General features: G+C 70.9%; 13 protein-coding genes. 10 read left to right on the top strand and 3 right to left on the bottom strand.

Annotated elements, in window-relative coordinates; translation table 11 throughout:
* Nucleotides 1-235 precede the first annotated feature (235 nt).
* The 8 genes from OHS59_RS29390 to OHS59_RS29355 all read left to right on the top strand — a co-directional run bounded on the left by OHS59_RS29390 (nt 236) and on the right by OHS59_RS29355 (nt 9,008).
* Nucleotides 236-1,480 (top strand): ROK family transcriptional regulator, encoded by a 1,245-nt coding sequence (locus tag OHS59_RS29390; RefSeq protein WP_328496360.1) that lies wholly within the window; start codon nt 236-238, stop codon nt 1,478-1,480.
* Between the two features lie 370 nt (nt 1,481-1,850).
* Nucleotides 1,851-2,918 carry an ABC transporter substrate-binding protein gene (locus OHS59_RS29385; RefSeq protein ID WP_328496359.1) on the top strand — a complete coding sequence of 356 codons (1,068 nt, stop codon included), beginning with the start codon at nt 1,851-1,853 and terminating at the stop codon, nt 2,916-2,918.
* A gap of 5 nt (nt 2,919-2,923) precedes the next feature.
* Nucleotides 2,924-3,832 (top strand): ABC transporter permease, encoded by a 909-nt coding sequence (locus OHS59_RS29380; protein WP_328496358.1) that lies wholly within the window; start codon nt 2,924-2,926, stop codon nt 3,830-3,832.
* A complete protein-coding gene (locus OHS59_RS29375; RefSeq protein ID WP_328496357.1) occupies nt 3,808-4,650 on the top strand; it encodes an ABC transporter ATP-binding protein in 843 nt (280 codons plus the stop codon). The genes OHS59_RS29380 and OHS59_RS29375 overlap by 25 nt, the downstream gene beginning before the upstream one ends.
* Complete coding sequence (locus tag OHS59_RS29370; protein WP_328496356.1) at nt 4,647-6,023, top strand: LLM class flavin-dependent oxidoreductase; 1,377 nt, start codon at nt 4,647-4,649, stop codon at nt 6,021-6,023. The genes OHS59_RS29375 and OHS59_RS29370 overlap by 4 nt, the downstream gene beginning before the upstream one ends.
* A gap of 39 nt (nt 6,024-6,062) precedes the next feature.
* Nucleotides 6,063-6,956, top strand: a complete 894-nt coding sequence (locus tag OHS59_RS29365) for a TauD/TfdA dioxygenase family protein (protein WP_328496355.1) — start codon at nt 6,063-6,065, stop codon at nt 6,954-6,956.
* Between the two features lie 146 nt (nt 6,957-7,102).
* Nucleotides 7,103-8,509 (top strand): amino acid permease, encoded by a 1,407-nt coding sequence (locus OHS59_RS29360; RefSeq protein ID WP_328496354.1) that lies wholly within the window; start codon nt 7,103-7,105, stop codon nt 8,507-8,509.
* A 277-nt stretch (nt 8,510-8,786) separates the two neighbouring features.
* Nucleotides 8,787-9,008, top strand: coding sequence for a hypothetical protein (locus OHS59_RS29355; RefSeq protein ID WP_328496353.1), 222 nt, complete (start codon nt 8,787-8,789; stop codon nt 9,006-9,008).
* A gap of 20 nt (nt 9,009-9,028) precedes the next feature.
* Here the strand turns inward: OHS59_RS29355 and OHS59_RS29350 are convergent, their stop codons facing one another.
* A complete protein-coding gene (locus OHS59_RS29350; protein ID WP_328496352.1) occupies nt 9,029-9,685 on the bottom strand; it encodes a mycothiol-dependent nitroreductase Rv2466c family protein in 657 nt (218 codons plus the stop codon).
* A gap of 195 nt (nt 9,686-9,880) precedes the next feature.
* On the opposite strand from OHS59_RS29350, the gene pepN reads away from it, so the two are divergent.
* Nucleotides 9,881-12,484: an aminopeptidase N gene (pepN, locus tag OHS59_RS29345; protein WP_328496351.1), complete on the top strand. Its 2,604-nt coding sequence runs from the start codon at nt 9,881-9,883 to the stop codon at nt 12,482-12,484.
* Between the two features lie 378 nt (nt 12,485-12,862).
* Nucleotides 12,863-13,909, top strand: a complete 1,047-nt coding sequence (locus OHS59_RS29340) for a hypothetical protein (protein ID WP_328496350.1) — start codon at nt 12,863-12,865, stop codon at nt 13,907-13,909.
* Between the two features lie 96 nt (nt 13,910-14,005).
* Here the strand turns inward: OHS59_RS29340 and OHS59_RS29335 are convergent, their stop codons facing one another.
* Both OHS59_RS29335 and OHS59_RS29330 read right to left on the bottom strand, forming a co-directional pair.
* Entirely contained in the window at nt 14,006-15,184 is a 1,179-nt protein-coding gene (locus tag OHS59_RS29335; protein WP_328496349.1) for a serine hydrolase domain-containing protein, read from the bottom strand.
* A gap of 136 nt (nt 15,185-15,320) precedes the next feature.
* Nucleotides 15,321-17,078 (bottom strand): TIGR03767 family metallophosphoesterase, encoded by a 1,758-nt coding sequence (locus OHS59_RS29330; protein ID WP_328496348.1) that lies wholly within the window; start codon nt 17,076-17,078, stop codon nt 15,321-15,323.
* Nucleotides 17,079-17,226 lie beyond the last annotated feature (148 nt).

The raw sequence follows: 17,226 nt of genomic DNA, 5'->3' as shown, positions 1-17,226 counted from the left end.
CCCCCGGGTGGTGACGGGAGCCGACCCCCCTGGCCGGAGTGGGCCGTAGCACCTACCCTCGACGCATGGTCCCCCAAGCCGAGAACTTCGCGTCGCGTCGCTACGTCGACCTGCGACGCCAGGGCACGGCCACCTGTCGCCGCCGCTGAGGCGAGCGCGGAGCTGATCCCGCCCGCCGAGACGAGACAGACGTCAGACGTCGGCGCAGTGTCGGACCATCTCCGAGGAAGTTCCCATGCCCAGTTCCTCCCTCGCCCCCGTTCGCCCAGTACCCCGCCCCCGCCCGGCCGTCGACAGTGACCGCCGCCGGACCAGTGCCAGCGCCGTCCTGCGTTCGGTCCTGGGCCACGGTCCGGTGGCCCGCAGCACCGTCGCCCGGCTCACCGGCCTCTCCGCAGCCTCGGTCACCGACCACTGCGCCCGCCTCACCGCACTCGGCCTGATCCGGGAAGCCCCGGAACCCCGCCGGTCGAACGGGGTCGGCCGCCCCCACGTGCCGGTCGACCTGGACGACTCCCGGTTCGTCGTGGGCGGCATACACGTGGCGGTCCCTTACACCACGGTCGCCCTGCTCGACCTGCGCGGCCGGGTCGTCGCGGAGCGGCGGCTGGACCACGACGGCGCCGCCGAGCCCGGCCGGGTGCTCGCCGACGCCGCGGCCGGGCTGCGGGCCCTCCTGACGGACGCCCCGAGGCGCACCCCTCTCGCCGTGGGCATCGCGGCCGGCGGTTGGGTGGACCGGGACTCCGGGACCATCGTGGAGCACCCGCTCCTCGGCTGGCGCGAGGTCCCCGTGCGCGAGGTGATCCACGCGCACACCGGTCTGCCGGTCCATGTGGACGGCCACGCGAGGGCCTTGGTCAACGGGGAGCGGATGTTCGGGGCGGTGGCGCGCGAGGGCCTGAGCGTGCTGCACCTCTTCGTCGGCAACGTCGTTGACGCCGCGTTCGCCACCCACGACGAGGTCCATCACGGCCCCCGTTCGCAGGCCGGCTCGATCGCCCATCTTCCGCTCGCGGGCGGCACGGAGCGCTGCGACTGCGGCCGGACCGGCTGCCTCCAGGCGGAGTTGAGCGAGCGGACCCTGTGCCGGCGGGCCCGGGAGGCGGGGGTCATCCGTACCTCGAACCCCATGCACGTGCTGGCCGCCGCGGCCGACGGCGACGCGCTCGCCGTACGTCTGCTGCTGCACCGCTCGCGGATGACCGGCCGGGCCGTGGGGCTCCTGCTCGACGTGCTCAACCCGGACACCGTCGTCGTCACCGAGGTGGGCGCCATCCACCGGGAGGACTGCCTCGCCGCGCTGCGCGAGGAGGTCGGCTCCGACCGGGCGGCGGCCGTCGCGCCGACCAGTTTCCCGGATTCGGTGCTGGCCGTGGCGGGCGGCTCGGTGGCTCTGGACGTGCTCTACCGGGATCCGCTCGGCGTGTCCCCTGGCAGGCTCCGGGCCGCTTCGGTCCCTTCACCGGGGCCGATTTAATTCAGAAAATCCGAATGTTGACAGGCGTCGCACCAGGCCAGGAGCATCATGTCCATGAGCACCGAGTCCAAGAGCTGCCGCACCCTCTGTTGTTGACACGCTGACGCGCTGACACGTTGACGCGCCGACGATCCGTCCGCGTCCGTCTGTCACCTGCCGCTCCTCACGCTCCGGCCGTTCCCGCTGTTCCCGCTGTTCCCGCTGTTCCCGCTGTTCGCACTGTTCGCGCTGTGCTGCCGTGTGGCCGCCGGCCGCGTGTCTCCCCCTTCCTTTTTCCCGCTCCGGCCTGCCGGCGTTGCGCGCACCTCCTCCCCTCGCTGTGCGCAGCACGGCCCCCGTGAACCACCCCATGAATTCAGGGAGTCCTCCCATGCCACCTCTGTCCGCGTCCGGAGTCGACCGGCGGCTCTTCCTCTCCTCCCTGCTCGGCGCCGCCGCCGCGGCCGGGCTCAGCGGTTGCGCGGGCAGCAGCGCCGCCGACAGCGGCACCAAGGGGTCGACGTCCGCCCCGCTGGCCGACAAGGTCCCCTCGGGTACGAGCCTCAAGATCTCCTCCTACCAGGGCGTCCAGCAGCTGCAGTTCAAGCTCGCGGGTCTGACCGACCTGCCGTTCAAGGTGTCCTCCTGGGCGAACATCGGCGCCGGTCCCGACGTCATCAACGCCTTCCGCTCCAAGTCCCTGGACGTCGCCAACAACGCGGGCATCCCGCCCATCCAGGCGCACTACCAGGGCTACGACGCGAAGATCGTCGCGATCAACATCACCCGCAAGCCCAACTACCTCTTCGCGACCAAGCCCGGCAGCGACATCGAGTCCGTGAAGGACTTCAAGGGCAGGAAGCTGGCCTTCTCGCAGGGTCAGGCCCAGGGCGTCGTCCTGCTGCGGGCACTCAAGCAGGCCGGGCTGGCGTACGACGACGTGGAGCTGGTGCCGCTGACCAGCAACCAGTTCCTCACCGCGCTCCAGGCGGGCCAGGTGGACATCGCCCCGCTCGCCAACAGCCAGTCGCCCGCCTACCTCAAGCAGTACGGGTCCAAGGGCGCCCACACCATCCCCACCGACGTCGTGGACCTCCTCAGCCTGCTGTGGGCGCCCACCTCCGTGCTGGCCGACAAGGCGAAGGCCGCCGCCGTCGCCGCGTACATCCCGCGGTGGGCCAAGGGCCAGGTGTGGGCGTACGAGCATCCCGACGTCTGGAACCGGGAGTTCTACGTCAAGACGCAGAACCTCAGTCTCGCGCAGGCGGAGGCGATCACCGAGCTCGCGAACAAGCCGCTGTTCCCGCCGAGCTGGGACGAGGCCGTGAAGTGGGAGCAGGAGACCGCGGATCTGCTGGCCGAGGGCGGCTTCGTGAAGGAGTTCGAGGTCGACTCGCTCTTCGACCGCCGCTTCGAGGGCATCGCGGCGAAAGCCGTCTCCGCCGAGTACCGGAAGTGAGCGCGATGACCACCACCACCGCGGCCACCGGCACACCCACCGGCGCCACCGCGACCGCCGTGTCCGGGAACGGCGGGACCGGCGAGACGGCCACGGCCACCGAGGCCGCTCCCCTCGTACGACGGACCAGGCGGCGCCGCCGCGCACTCTCCCCCGGCAAGCGGCTGCCCGCCTCCCGGCTGATCGGACCCGTGCTGTTCTTCGCGCTCTGGGCCGCCGCCTCAGCCGCCGGGCAGCTGGACACGAACGCGATCCCCGCGCCCTGGACGGTCCTGCGCACCGCGGGTCAGCTGTGGAGCGACGGCACGCTGCCCACCGACATCCTCACCTCGCTGCAGCGCGCCGGATCCGGGTTCGCCCTCGGGCTGACCGCCGGGGTGACGCTCGCGCTGACAGCCGGGCTCAGCCGGGTCGGCGAGGCACTGATCGACGGGACGGTCCAGCTCAACCGGGCGATCCCGACCCTGGGTCTGATCCCGCTGTTCATCCTCTGGCTGGGCATCGGCGAGACCTTCAAGATCGCGATCATCGCCATCGTCGTCTACATCCCGATCTATCTGAACCTGTACTCCGCGCTGTCCGGCATCGACCACCGGTTCGTCGAACTCGCGGAGGTCCAGGGGCTGTCGAAGTTCCGGTTCATCCGGGAGATCGTCATCCCCGGCGCGCTGCCCGGGTTCTTCGTGGGACTCCGGCTCGGCGTCACCGGCTCCTGGCTCGGTCTGGTGGTGCTGGAGCAGATCAACGCCACCAGCGGCCTCGGTTACATGATGTTCCAGGCCCAGAACTACGGCCAGACGGACGTGATCCTCGTCGGTCTGCTGATCTACGGGATCTTCGGCCTGGTGTCCGACAGCGCGGTCCGCCTCATCGAACGGAGGGTGCTGTCATGGCGACGCACACTGAACAGCTGACGTCCCGACCGGCCCCGTCGACCACTGCGGCTCCGGCCGCCCCGGCCGTGCGGCTCAGGGGTCTCACCCGCTCCTTCGACGGGCGGACCGTCCTCGACGACGTGGACCTCGACCTTCCCGCCGGGCAGCTCACGGCCCTGCTCGGACACAGCGGCTCCGGCAAGAGCACCCTGCTGCGCGCCATCGCCGGACTCGACCACGAGGTCGTCGGCAGCGGTGAACTGAACGCCCCCGACCGGGTTTCCGTCGTCTTCCAGGACTCCCGGCTGCTGCCCTGGCGCCGTGTCCTCGACAACGTCCTGCTCGGCACCGACGGCAAGGAGGCCGCCGAGCGGGGCCGTGCCGCGCTCGCCGAGGTGGGCCTCGCGGGGCGCGAGCGGGCCTGGCCCAACGAGCTGTCCGGCGGCGAGGCCCAGCGTGCCGCCCTGGCCCGCTCCCTGGTCAGGGAGCCCGAACTCCTGCTGGCCGACGAGCCGTTCGGCGCCCTGGACGCGCTCACCCGGATCCGGATGCACGGTCTGCTGCGCGAACTGTGGGAGCGTCACCGGCCCTCGGTCCTCCTCGTCACGCACGACGTGGACGAGGCGATCGTGCTGGCCGACCGGGTCCTCGTACTCGACCAGGGCCGGATCGGCCTCGACCTGGCCATCGACCGCCCGCACCCGCGCTCGTACCGCGATCCGCTGCTCGGCGAGTACCGCGAACGGCTGCTCGCCGCGCTCGGCGTGACCGAGGACCACACGAGCCAGGAGGCCCACACCGACCAGGCGGACCGCACGGGCCGGAAGGCCCGCACAGCCCAGGAGGACCACCAGTGACACGGCGGCTGCACCTCAACGCCTTCCTCATGAACACCGGCCACCACGAGGCCTCCTGGCGGCTCCCGGAGAGTGATCCGTACGCCCATGTGGAGCTCGGGCACTACGTCCGGCTGGCGCGTACCGCCGAGCGCGGCACCTTCGACTCGCTCTTCCTCGCCGACGGACCGCAGCTGTGGAGCAATCTCGCGCAGCGGCCGGCCGGCGCCCTGGAACCGCTCACGCTGCTCACCGCGCTGGCGACGGCCACCGAGCACATCGGTCTGATCGCCACCGCGTCCACGTCGTACAACTCGCCCTACAACCTGGCCCGCAAGTTCGCCTCGCTGGACATCATCAGCGGGGGCCGGGCGGGCTGGAACATCGTCACCACGGCGGGTGCCGAGGCCGCCCGCAACTTCGGTCTCGACGCGGAGCCCGCGCACGCCGAGCGGTACGCCCGCGCGGCCGAGTTCCTCGAAGTGGCGCTCAAACTCTGGGACAGCTGGGAGGACGACGCGATCGTCGCCGACAAGGCGACCGGTGTCTGGGGCGACGACTCGAAGATCCATCCGCCGCGGCACCGGGGGAAGTACTTCGGCGTCGAGGGCGCCCTCAACGTGCCGCGCTCCCCGCAGGGTTATCCGCTGCTGGTCCAGGCCGGTTCGTCGAAGGACGGCAAGGCGTTCGCGGCCCGTTACGCGGAGGCGGTGTTCACCGCGCAGCAGACCCTGAAGGACGCGCAGGACTTCTACGCCGACCTCAAGTCCCTTACTGCGGCGGCCGGTCGCGACCCCGGCCACATCAAGGTGCTGCCCGGCATCGTCCCGGTGATCGGTTCGACGGAGGCGGAGGCACGCGCGAACGAGAAGGTGCTGGAGGACCACATCGTGTACGCGCACGGCGTGGACCGGCTGGAGGGTCTGCTCCGACTGCCTTCGGGGACCTTGGAGCTGGACGGCCGGCTGCCTGCCGATCTGCCGCCCGAGAGCTCCATCGAGGGCGCCAAGAGCCGCTACACGCTCGTCGTGGAACTGGCCCGGCGCGAACGCCTCACCGTGCGGCAGCTGATCGGCCGGCTCGGCGGCGGACGCGGGCACCTCACCTTCGCCGGGACGCCCGAGCAGGTCGCCGACGCCATCGAGGAGTGGTTCACGCTCGGCGCCGCCGACGGCTTCAACATCATGCCCGCGGTCCTGCCGTCCGGCCTCGACGCCTTCGTCGACCACGTCGTGCCGATCCTGCGCACCCGCGGCCTGCTCCGAACGGAGTACGAGGACACCGGGGCGGAGGGCCGGCCCCGGCAGACCCTGCGCGAGAGATACGGACTGCCCCGCCCCGCCAACCAGTACGTCACCCCGGCGCCCTGCTCCCCGGCGCTCGCCCGCGTCTGACCCGCCCGTACCCGACTCGCCCGCACCGAGAGGAACCCCATGCCCGAGATCGAGATCCGCAAGGTCACCGCGAAGATCGGCGCGCGGATATCCGGCGTCGACATCGCGAAGCCGCTCGACGAGGAGACCGTCACCGCCCTGCGCGGCGCCCTCGACGAGCACAAGGCGCTGGTCTTCGACGACGTCGACCTGGACGACGAGGGCCAGCAGGCCTTCGCCCGGCACTTCGGCGACCTCACCACCGCCCATCCGACCGTGCCCGCCGTGGCGGGCGCCCCGAACGTGCTGCCCGTCGACAGCGAGCGCGGCCGGGCCGCCAACCACTGGCACACCGACGTCACGTTCGTCCTCAATCCGCCGCAGGCCAGCACCCTGCGCAGCATCACGATCCCGCCGTACGGGGGCGAGACGCTGATCGCCAGTTCCGCCGCCGCCTACCGCGATCTGCCCGAGCCCCTGCGCCGGCTCGCGGACACCCTGTGGGCCGAGCACACCAACGACTACGACTACGCGGTGCCGGACGAGGAGATCGACGAGGCGCACGCCGCCCAGCGCGCCCAGTTCACGTCCATCAAGTTCCGCACCGCCCACCCCGTGGTCCGGGTCCATCCGCTGACCGGCGAGCGCGGGCTGTTCATCGGCGGCTTCGCCCAGCGGATCGTGGGGCTGTCGGTGAGCGAGTCCCGCAAGGTCCTCGACCTGCTCCAGGCCTATGTCGTACGGCCCGAGAACGTGCTGCGCCACCGCTGGTCGCCCAACCAGCTGGTGCTGTTCGACAACCGGATCACGCAGCACTACGCCATCGACAACTACGACGGCCTGCCGCGCCGCCTGAACCGGGTGACGGTCGCCGGTGACGTGCCGGTCGGCATCGAGGGCAAGGAGAGCTACTCGATCGCGGGCGACGCCTCGCACTACACCTCGGTCGCGTAGCCGAAACCGTGTAGTCGGGGGCTCACCCTGGGTGCCGCGCGTGTCCGCATACTGGACGGCCTCTTCGTGCGAGCGGAGGGGCCGCCCAGACTGTGGGCGTTTTTGCCCAGCCGCACGCAGTCGCACGTAAGGGACCACCCCCACTCATGTCCCGTACCACCGAGGACGTCGCGCCCGGTTCGCCCGGCGCCGACGTCCCGCCCCCGCCCGCTCTCTCGCACGGCCTCAAGCAGCGCCATCTGTCGATGATCGCCCTGGGCGGGGTGATCGGCGCGGGTCTGTTCGTCGGCTCCGGCGCGGGCATCGCCGCCGCGGGCCCGTCGATCGTCGTCGCGTACGCCGTCTCCGGTCTGCTCGTCATGCTGGTGATGCGGATGCTGGGCGAGATGTCGGCCGCGTATCCGTCGTCGGGGTCCTTCTCCGCGCACGCCGAGCGGGCCGTCGGGCCGTGGGCGGGATTCACCGCGGGCTGGTCGTTCTGGGTGCTGCTGTGCACGGCCGTCGGCCTGGAGGGCATCGCCGCCGCGAAGATCATGACGGGCTGGCTGCCCGGCACACCGGAGTGGGCGTGGGTGGCCCTGTTCATGGTCGCCTTCTGTGCCGCGAACCTCGCCGCCGTCAGGAACTTCGGCGAGTTCGAGTTCTGGTTCGCCGCGCTGAAGGTCGGCGCGATCGCCCTGTTCCTGGCCATCGGCGTACTGGCGATCACCGGGGTGCTGCCCGGCTCGGACTCCCCCGGCCTCACCAACCTCACAGGAGAGGGCGGCTTCCTGCCGAACGGCGGCGAGGGGCTCGTCATCGGCCTGCTGGCCTCGGTCTTCGCGTACGGCGGCCTGGAGACGGTGACGATCGCCGCCGCCGAGTCGAAGGACCCGGTCCGGGGCGTCGCGAGCGCCGTACGCACGGCGATGTGGCGCATCGCGCTCTTCTACATCGGCTCGATGGCCGTCATCGTGACGCTCGTCCCCTGGGACTCGAAGGCCGTCGTCGAGAAGGGCCCCTACGTCGCCACCCTCGACCACCTGGGCATCCCGGGCGCCGGGGCGCTCATGAACGTCGTCGTCCTCGTCGCACTGCTGAGCGCGATGAACGCCAACGTGTACGGGGCCTCGCGCATCGCGTACTCGCTGGTGGAGCGGGGCCAGGGGCCGCAGGCCCTCGGCCGGGTCTCCGGCGGGGTGCCGCGCGTCGCCGTGCTCGCCTCCTCGGTGTTCGGCTTCGGCTGCGTGCTGCTCAGCTACTGGCGGCCCGAGGACGTCTTCCCCTGGCTGCTGAACATGATCGGCGCGGTGATCCTGGTCGTCTGGATCTTCATCGCGGTCTCGCAGCTGCGGCTGCGGCGGCAGCTGGAACGGGAGTCCCCGGAGAGGCTCGCCGTGCGGATGTGGGCGTTCCCGGTACTGACGTGGGTGGCGCTCGCGGGCATGCTGGCGATCTTCGTCCTGATGGCACGGGAGCCGGACACCCGGGTGCAGCTGTACTCGACGGGCGGGATGACGCTGTTCCTGGCGGCGGTCGGCTACGCCCGGCAGCGGGCGCGCGCCGGGAGCTGACGGCGGTTTCGGCACTGAAGGGCCTTCGCACGGAGAACGGTTCGTGCGAGGGCCCTTCCGCGTGCTCGACCACGCGACTCCACCCTCTTGCTGTTAGCCTGCATTTGCAAGAGACTTGCAATAAGACCTGAAGCGTCCTGCCTCGTGATCGTCTTCTCACCTTTCACTCGGGCAGGCGGATGGACGGAAGGCCCCCGCGAGGATGTGACTCGCGGGGGCCTTCCGGTATGGGGGACTTCCGGTACGGGGGACTCCGGGCGATGGTTACGGGATGCCGATGCGGAGTTGCAGTACCTGCCGGAGCCTTGAGGAGGAGCACCGCTTCCTCGAACCGAAGGAAGCGGCCTGGCTCAAGAAGCGCCTGGACACGAACAACGTGGACGGGTTCATGGTGTGCCTGGCCCCGCTGGACGGCGGAGCCAAGCAGTGCCGCAACCTTCGCAAATACTTCGTCGAGAAGCCCTTCAGGGAGCCCCTGCGCCTGCCCGAGCCGGAATGAGGCGCACCGGCCGGTGAGGGCTACAGGTTGCTGAAGTCCGGGCCCTGCGTGCGGGTGCGCTTCAGCTCGTAGAAGCCCTGCACCGAGGCGACGAGAAGCGTGCCGTCCCACAGCTTGGCGGCCTCCTCGCCCTTGGGTGCCGGGGTGACGACCGGGCCGAAGAAGGCGATCTGCTCACCGTCGGCGCCGGGGACCGCGATGACGGGCGTGCCGACGTCCTGGCCCACCTTGTCGATGCCCTCCTTGTGGGAGGCGCGCAGCTCGGCGTCGAACTCGAAGTCCTTCTGGTCCGCGTAGTCGATCAGGTCCGCGGGGAGGCCGACCTCGTCGAGCGCGCCGACGACCGCTTCCCTCGTCGGGCCCTGGCCGTCGTTGTGGATGCGGTTGCCGAGCGCGGTGTAGAGCGGGCCGAGGACCTCGGCGCCGTGCTTCTGCCAGGCGGCGGTCACCACGCGGACCGGCTCCCACGCCGTGGTGGACATCATCTCGCGGTAGTGGTCGTTCAGCTCGTCCAGCCTCGGCTCGTTCAGCACGGCGAGGCTCATGATGTGCCAGCGGACCTCGATGTCCCGGACCTTCTCCACCTCCAGGACCCATCGCGAGGTCATCCACGCCCAGGGGCACAGCGGGTCGAACCAGAAGTCGACGGGAGTCTTGACGGAGGTCTGCTCGGACATGGTTCTCCTCGGTCGGGGGTCGTCGGTCGCGGGTCGGCCGGCGTCTGTCGGTGTCGGTGTCAGGAGTCCTCGGTACTGCCACCAGCGGCAACACCGCCGGTCGTCCCTGCCATTCCCGGGTGACCCCCGTCAGGGGCACATGGCAGGATCGGTCCTGTTCACACGTACCCATGACGCCACGAGGGAGTGCCGCCCGTGCCCGGTGAGAATCTGTCCCGCGACGAGGCCCGCGAGCGGGCAGCACTGCTGTCCGTCGAGGAGTACGAGGTGTCCCTGGACCTGCGCTCCGCGGTGGGCGGGACGGGCGCCGAGCCGCGCACCTTCAGGTCGGTGACGACCATCCGGTTCCGCAGCGCGGAGGCGGGTGCCACGAGCTTCGCGGACCTGATCGCGCCGGGCGTCACGGCCGTCTCGCTGAACGGCAGGGACCTCGACCCGGGCGCGGTCTTCGACGGCTCGCGGATCCTCCTGGAGGACCTGGCCGAGGACAACGAGCTGGTGGTCGACGCCCAGTGCGCGTACAGCCGCACGGGTGAGGGCATGCACCGCTTCGTCGACCCCGAGGACGGCGAGGTCTACCTCTACACGCAGTACGAGCCGGCCGACTCCCGCCGGGTCTTCGCCAACTTCGAGCAGCCCGACCTCAAGGCGCCCTTCCGCTTCGAGGTGCGGGCCCCCGAGGGCTGGGTGGTGTGGAGCAACGGCGCCGGTGAGCTGACCGACGGGGTCTGGAAGTTCGCCGGGACCAAACCCATCTCGACGTACATCACGGCCTTCGTCGCCGGCCCGTACCACTATGTGACCGACTCCTACGAGCGGGTCCTCGACGACGGCACCCGGCTGGAGATCCCCCTCGGCGCCCTCTGTCGCAAGGGTCTGGCCAGGCACTTCGACGCCGATGACGTCTTCCTGGTGACCAAGCAGGGCCTCGACTTCTTCCACGACCACTTCGACTACCCGTACCCGTTCGGGAAGTACGACCAGGCGTTCGTGCCCGAGTACAACCTCGGCGCGATGGAGAACCCGGGATGTGTGACCTTCCGCGAGGAGTTCATCTTCCGCGGCAACGTGACGCAGGCGTCGTACGAGCGCCGGGCGAACGTGATCCTGCACGAGATGGCCCACATGTGGTTCGGCGACCTGGTGACCATGGTCTGGTGGGACGACCTGTGGCTCAAGGAGTCCTTCGCGGACTTCATGGGCACGTTCTCCATGGTCGAGGCGACCCGCTTCACCAACGGCTGGGTCACCTTCGCCAACAACCGCAAGGCGTGGGCGTACCGCGCCGACCAGCTGCCCTCCACCCACCCGGTCACCGCGGACATCCGCGACCTGGAGGACGCCAAGCTCAACTTCGACGGGATCACGTACGCGAAGGGTGCGTCCGTCCTCAAGCAGCTGGTCGCCTACGCCGGACGGGACGCGTTCCTTGAGGGCGCCCGCCGCTACTTCAAGCGGCACGCGTACGGGAACACGCGCCTCGGTGACCTGCTGTCGGTCCTGGAGGAGACGAGCGGGCGCGACATGGCGGCCTGGTCGCGGTCCTGGCTGCAGACCGCGGGCGTCAACTCCCTCACGCCGCAGGTGCTCCTCGACGCGGAGGGCCGGGTCAGTGAGCTGACGGTTCTCCAGGAGGCCGCCGAGTCGCATCCCGAACTGCGGCCGCACCGGGTCGCGGTGGGTCTGTACCGGCGGGAGGGCGCGGACGGGTCGGGCGACGGTTCCGGCGGCGGCTCGCTCGTGCGGTACGCGCGGGCCGAGGTGGACGTCGACGGGCCGCGCACGGTCGTCGGCGAGCTGGCCGGGGCGGACGCCCCCGAGCTGGTTCTCGTCAACGACGACGACCTCACGTACTGCAAGATCCGCTTCGACGCCGGGTCGCTGGAGACTCTGCGGGCCCACCTCGGTGACATCACCGACCCGCTCGCCCGTGCCCTGTGCTGGTCGGCGCTGTGGAACCTGACCCGCGACGCGCTCATGCCCGCGCGGGACTTCGTCGACCTCGTGCTGCGCTTCGCGGGCCGCGAGTCGGACATCGGTGTGCTCCAGACGCTCCACGCGTGGGCGAACTCGGCGCTCACCTTCTATGCGGCGCCCGAGTGGCGGGCCGCCGGCGGACGGCTGCTCGCCGAGGGCGCGCTGCGGGAGCTGCGGTCCGCCGGGCCCGGCAGCCAGCACCAGCTGACGTGGGCGCGGTTCTTCGCGGCGGTCGCGTCCGGCGAGGACGACCTGCGGCTGCTCCAGGAGCTGCTGGAGGGGTCGGCGAAGATCGACGGGCTTGAGGTCGACCAGGAGCTGCGGTGGGCGTTCCTCGAACCGCTCGCCGCGCACGGGGTCGCGGACGAGGCGGTGCTCGCCGCGGAGCTGGCCCGCGACGACACGGCGTCCGGCAAGCGGCATCAGGTGCGGTGTCTGGCGGCGCGGCCGTCCGCGGCGGTCAAGGCGCAGGCGTGGGCCGCCGTGGTGGAGTCGGACTCGCTGTCCAACGCGCTGGTGGAGGCGACGATCGGGGGGTTCGCGCAGGCGTCCCATCGGGAGCTGACCGCTTCGTACGCGTCGAAGTACTTCGAGGTGATCGAGCGGGTGTGGGCGGAGCGGTCGATCCAGATCGGGATGGATGTGGTGCGGGGGCTGTTCCCGTCGCTGCAGGACTCTGCCGAGACGCTGGCCGCTGCTGATGCGTGGCTTGCCTCTCACGGGGAGGCCGCGCCCGCGCTTCGGCGGTTGGTGGTCGAGGCTCGGGATGATCTGGGGCGCGCGCTTCGTGGGCAGGCGTGTGATGGGGCTGCCGCCGGTTGAGATTTCGGGGGCGGGTGCGGGTGCGCTGTCGCTGGGCGCGCAGTTCCCCGCGCTCCTTGGGGGCTGCGCCCCCTGAAGACACAAGATTGCGCCGTTCCCCGCGCCCCTAAAAGCCGAGGACAAAAGACTGCGCCGTTCCCCGCGCCCCTGGTGGGGGTTCCCTGGAGGGGCTGCCCTAAAGGGGGACGGTGTGTTGGGGGTTGACTTGGGGGGCGTCCATAACAGTTACGGAATTTGGGTAATCGGTGCCGTGACCCCCGTACGGACCAGGGGGTTTCGGCAGTCCGGGGGTCGGACTTTAGGGCGGTGTTGTCCGGTTTTGACGACGGGCTTGTAACAGCGGTTAGGAGGCGGACCGGGCGCGGGAGATTCGAGGTCATGAACCACAACACCCCGCTCTCCCCCCGGCCCCTCCGCCACCTGTCCGACGTCCAGCAGCGTGTCCTCACCACCGCCCACCTACGGGCGCGGGGCATGAGCACCGCCGACATCAACGCGCAGTGCCGGCCCGGCGGTTCCTGGCAGCAGCTCCTGCCGGGCGTCTTCCTGCTCCGCCCGGGACCCGCCACCGTCGAGGAGCGGCTGCACGCGGTCCTCATGTACGCGGCCCGTTCCCCCGTCGCGGAACCGGCGGTCCCCGCCCAGCCGGGCGCCGGTGAACCGCACGCCCCGCAGGGGTACGCCGACGCGATGATCACCGGTCTCGCGGCACTCGCCCTGCACCGCGTCGCGTCCGCTCCCCCGCTGCCGTCCCTGGACCGCGTCGACGTCCTCGTCCCGCGGCTGCGCCGTCTGCGTTCTACGGGCTGCGTCCGTATCGTCCGTACGCCGGGCATGCCGGAGCCCGAGCAGATCGGCGGCATCCCGGTGGCGCCCGTCCCGCGCGCGCTGGCCGACGCGGTCGCCGACCTCAACGACGCGGGAGTCGTACGCCGGCTGCTCACCGAGGCCGTCCGCGGCGGCCACTGCGAACCGGCCGCTGTCGTACGGGAGTTGACCCAGGCCCGGCTGCTGAGCCGCCCGCATGTGGTGGACGCGGTCGACTCCCTCCTCGCGGAGGGCCGGGCCATCGCCGAGGACCGCCTCTACCGCCTGGTCGCGGAACACGGCCTGCCCGACCCGGTCTGGAACGTGGATCTCCGGCTGCCCGGCGGCCCGCACCTCGGCGGCCTCGACGCGTACTGGCCCGACCACGCCGTCGCCCTCGAACTCGACACCCGGGCCCCGCGCCAGGACGACGACGCGATGTGGTCCGAGTACGCCCGCAAGCGCGAGCACCTGGAGCGCCTCGGCATCACGGTCGTCCACGTCACGCCGAAGAAGCTGCGGGACTCGCTGGAGCAGCAGGCGACCGTCGTCCGTACGGCTCTGATGGCGTCCGGTGACCGCGATCCGGCCGCGTACGTCGTGGTGCTGCCCCGGTAGGGAGGGGCCTGGGCAGCACCGGAGGCAGGGCGGGATCAGGAGGGGAGAGGGGCCGTCGGATTCTCGGCGGCCCCTCATGCGTACGTACCCGCCCGGCTACTTCGCCTTCGGCTTCGGCTTCGGCTTCGCGCAGAACTCCGCCTCGATCACCGCGTCGCTGTTCCCCGACCAGTCGCCGTTGAAGTTGAAGGCGAGCGAGTGGCGGCCGTCCGCCGTCGTGACGGCCTCCGAGCTGGAGCCGTGGATGCCTCCGCCGTGGCCCCAGACGACGACACCGCAGCTCAGCTCGCGTTCGATGAGGCCGAGGCCGTAACCGGCGTTCGGGATCGCGTCGACCTTGACGGTGGTCTTCATCTCGGCGAGCTGCCTGTTCGGCAGGAGCCTGCCCCGCAGCAGCGCCGAGTAGAAGCGGTTGAGGTCGCCCGAGTCGGAGATCATCTCCCCCGACGCGGAGGCGAGGCCGGGGTTGAGCTCCGTGACGTCGTAGGTCGGGCCCGTGGTCGTCCGGGCGAGTTTGCCGTACGCCCGGCTGCTGGGGCCCGGCACCTTCGGGTACGTACCCGGGACGAGGGTGGCGTGCAGTCCGAGCGGTTCGATGATGCGCTCTCGGACCTCGTCGCCGTAGGCGTGGCCGGTGACCTTCTCGATCACCATTCCGGTCAGGACGTAGTTGGTGTTGGAGTAGTTCCAGGAGGCGCCCGGCTCGAAGTCCGGCTTGTGGGCCATCGCGATGCTCACGAGGTCCCTGGGCGACCGCTTGTCGAAGCGGTGCTCGAAGAAGCCGTCCTTCAGGAAGTAGGTGCGGGCGAAGTCGTCGTCCGACGTGTAGTCGAAGATGCCGCTCGTGTGGTTGAGGAGCCGGCGGAGGGTGACGCGGCGGCCGTCGTGGCCGTTGCCGTCCACGACGCCGGGCAGCCACTTGTCGACCTTGTCGTCCAGCGAGAGCCGGCCCTCCGCCTCCAGTTGGAGCAGGACCGTCGACACGAACGTCTTGGTGATGCTGCCCACGCGGTAGCGGTCGTGGGCCGAGCGGGGTTTCTTCGTCCTGAGGTCGCCCACGCCCGCGGTGGCCTTCCAGGTGCCGTGGGTGTCCTTGGCCTGAGCCGCCACGCCGGGGACTCCGTCCTCGACCGCGGCGTTCATCGCCTGCTGGGTCGCGGTGTGTTCTCTCGCCCGGGGCGGTGCGTCAGCCAGGGCCGCTGGGGCCGTCAATGTGGCTACGGCGAGTGCGGCGGTGGCTGTGAGGCTCAGGCGGAGAGTGCGGGGTGATGTCATGTCGGGTCACGCCTTCCGTCGCGAGTGGGTCGACGGGGGTGACCTGGTGGTGGGGGGTGGGGTTGCCTTCGGCTGGGGTGGTTGAGCTGGTTCCGGCCGCTTTCGCGGGGAGGGTGAGGATGTGGGCCGGGGAACCTCAGCCCTTCTTCAGTACCAGCTCCGTGTTGCGGTCCGCCGGGGTGCCGGTCAGGTCTGTTCGGGCGCCCGGGGCGTTGAAGGAGAGTTCTCGGTACAGGGCCGCCAGGCCTGTCTGGGAGAGGTCCGTGAAGTCCGTGCCGTGCGGGGCCGCGGACTCGATGAGCGTGGTGAACAGGGAGAGCGTGCCGTCGTGGTTGTCGGCGATCTCGATGACCCGGGCGAGCTGCGGGAAGTCGACGTGCGAGGCGGTCGAGACCTCCCAGAAGGAGCGGCCGTCCGGGGCGGAGTGCGGGGTGATGTCGTTCTTGTGGCTGTGGCCGTTCACCCAGGCCAGCACCGGGCGGTGGGCGCCGAGCACGGAGACCAGTTCGTCGCCGCCGTGGCGCCGCTCCCCCGGGTGCGCCGGGTCCTCGCGGAGGTTGCGCATCGACTTGCTGGTGTGGTGGCTGAAGACGATGACGTGTTCCTTGTTCTTCTCCGCCGCCTTCAAGGTGCGCTCCAGCCAGCGTAGTTGGGCCGTGCCGATCGAGCCCTCGTAGTGGCCGCCCGGGTCGGTGGTGTCGAGGCTGACTCCGAGCACGTCGTCCGCGATACGGAACGTGTAGTACTGGGTCTTCGCGGCGAGGTTGGCCTGCGAGTAGCCGTGTCCGACGGGGCCCGTGCCGGTGTGCGCCGGGTCGAGGTGGGCCCGGAGGTACTCGGTGGGCGTGAAGGGGGCGCGGGCCTCGTCCGGGGTGACCGAACGCATGCTGCGCGCCTGGGACTTGAGCATCGCCTTGAAGCCGGCGCCCTTGGGGTCGCCGCCCTTCTTGACGTTCTTCCAGACGGCGGTGCCGACCGACTCGTCGAGCGTCATCAGCTTCTTGCCGCCGACCGCGAACTCGGCGAAGAAGGAGTCACCGGGCGCGTAGCAGCCGCCGGGCAGCGAGTCGTGGTTGCCGACCGTCGAGTACCAGGGCAGGTTGAGGCCGGGGCTGCGCAGTTCGCGGATCGCCGCGGCGAGGAAGCCCTCGATGCGTGGGAAGCCGAGCTGCTTGTCGGCGTCGCGCAGGGCCGCGTCGGGCTGCCAGTAGAGCTTGAGGTCGCTGTTCTGGACGCCTTCGTAGCGGGCCGGGTCACCGGAGTTGGGAGTGATGCGGCCACCGCTCATCACCTTCAGGAACCAGTCCAGTTCCGTCTTGGCGTTGTTGTCGGTGTTGTCGCCGGTGGTCATCACGAAGTGCAGCGGGGATCCGGTGACGGGGGCGCCGCGCAGCGCGTTGACCCGCTCGACGAGCGAGACCGCGCCGGCCACCGACAGGGACTCCTGGGGACGCCAGGCGCTGGCGGTCTGCGCGCGCAGGTACTCGTACCGCAGCGGGTGCTGGACGTCGACCAGGTGCAGGTCGGTGAACTGCACGAACGCGGCGAGCGCGGTGCGCCGCTCGGCCCGGCCGGTCTTCGGGGCGGCCAGGTCGCCGCGGACGACGCGCGACCAGGCGGGCCCGTCGCCGAGCCGCCGGTAGCCGGAGCCCGGGCGGGCGGCCGCGACGGTCGAGAGGGAGGTGCCCCGGGTGTACGGGGCCAGGGGTGCGGCCGGCGCCCTGCGGGAGACGGCGATCGGCTGACCCTGGGCGGTGGCGGTGTGGGTGGCGGCCTCGCTGGTTCCCGGACGCAGCGCGAAGCCGATGCCCGCGGAGAGGGACACCGCCCCGGTGGCGGCCAGGAAGGCGCGGCGGTCACGAGCGGCGGTGGCGACAGAGCGTATGCGCGACATGGCGCGGTCTCCCCGGGTGCGAACGCGTCAGCAGTGGTCGCGGGTGGTTCACCGACGCGAACTTCCCGCTCGTACTTGATGGTTGGCACCGGGGGTGACCTGCGCGTTAACTGGACGGCAACGGGCAGCGCCGATCACCGTACGTCGA

Origin of the sequence: Streptomyces sp. NBC_00414 (genome assembly GCF_036038375.1) — a bacterium.
Taxonomy (GTDB): domain Bacteria; phylum Actinomycetota; class Actinomycetes; order Streptomycetales; family Streptomycetaceae; genus Streptomyces.
This window is presented reverse-complemented; position numbering and strand designations above follow the sequence as displayed.

Bases quoted from the DNA above. Each gene is read 5' to 3' on its own strand.
- OHS59_RS29375 (WP_328496357.1), top strand. From the start codon at position 3,808: ATGGCGACGCACACTGAACAGCTGACGTCCCGACCGGCCCCGTCGACC.
- OHS59_RS29340 (WP_328496350.1), top strand. From the start codon at position 12,863: ATGAACCACAACACCCCGCTCTCCCCCCGGCCCCTCCGCCACCTGTCC.
- OHS59_RS29365 (WP_328496355.1), top strand. From the start codon at position 6,063: ATGCCCGAGATCGAGATCCGCAAGGTCACCGCGAAGATCGGCGCGCGG.
- OHS59_RS29390 (WP_328496360.1), top strand. From the start codon at position 236: ATGCCCAGTTCCTCCCTCGCCCCCGTTCGCCCAGTACCCCGCCCCCGC.
- OHS59_RS29385 (WP_328496359.1), top strand. From the start codon at position 1,851: ATGCCACCTCTGTCCGCGTCCGGAGTCGACCGGCGGCTCTTCCTCTCC.
- OHS59_RS29355 (WP_328496353.1), top strand. From the start codon at position 8,787: ATGCGGAGTTGCAGTACCTGCCGGAGCCTTGAGGAGGAGCACCGCTTC.
- OHS59_RS29380 (WP_328496358.1), top strand. From the start codon at position 2,924: ATGACCACCACCACCGCGGCCACCGGCACACCCACCGGCGCCACCGCG.
- OHS59_RS29350 (WP_328496352.1), bottom strand. From the start codon at position 9,685: ATGTCCGAGCAGACCTCCGTCAAGACTCCCGTCGACTTCTGGTTCGAC.
- OHS59_RS29335 (WP_328496349.1), bottom strand. From the start codon at position 15,184: ATGACATCACCCCGCACTCTCCGCCTGAGCCTCACAGCCACCGCCGCA.
- OHS59_RS29330 (WP_328496348.1), bottom strand. From the start codon at position 17,078: ATGTCGCGCATACGCTCTGTCGCCACCGCCGCTCGTGACCGCCGCGCC.
- OHS59_RS29360 (WP_328496354.1), top strand. From the start codon at position 7,103: ATGTCCCGTACCACCGAGGACGTCGCGCCCGGTTCGCCCGGCGCCGAC.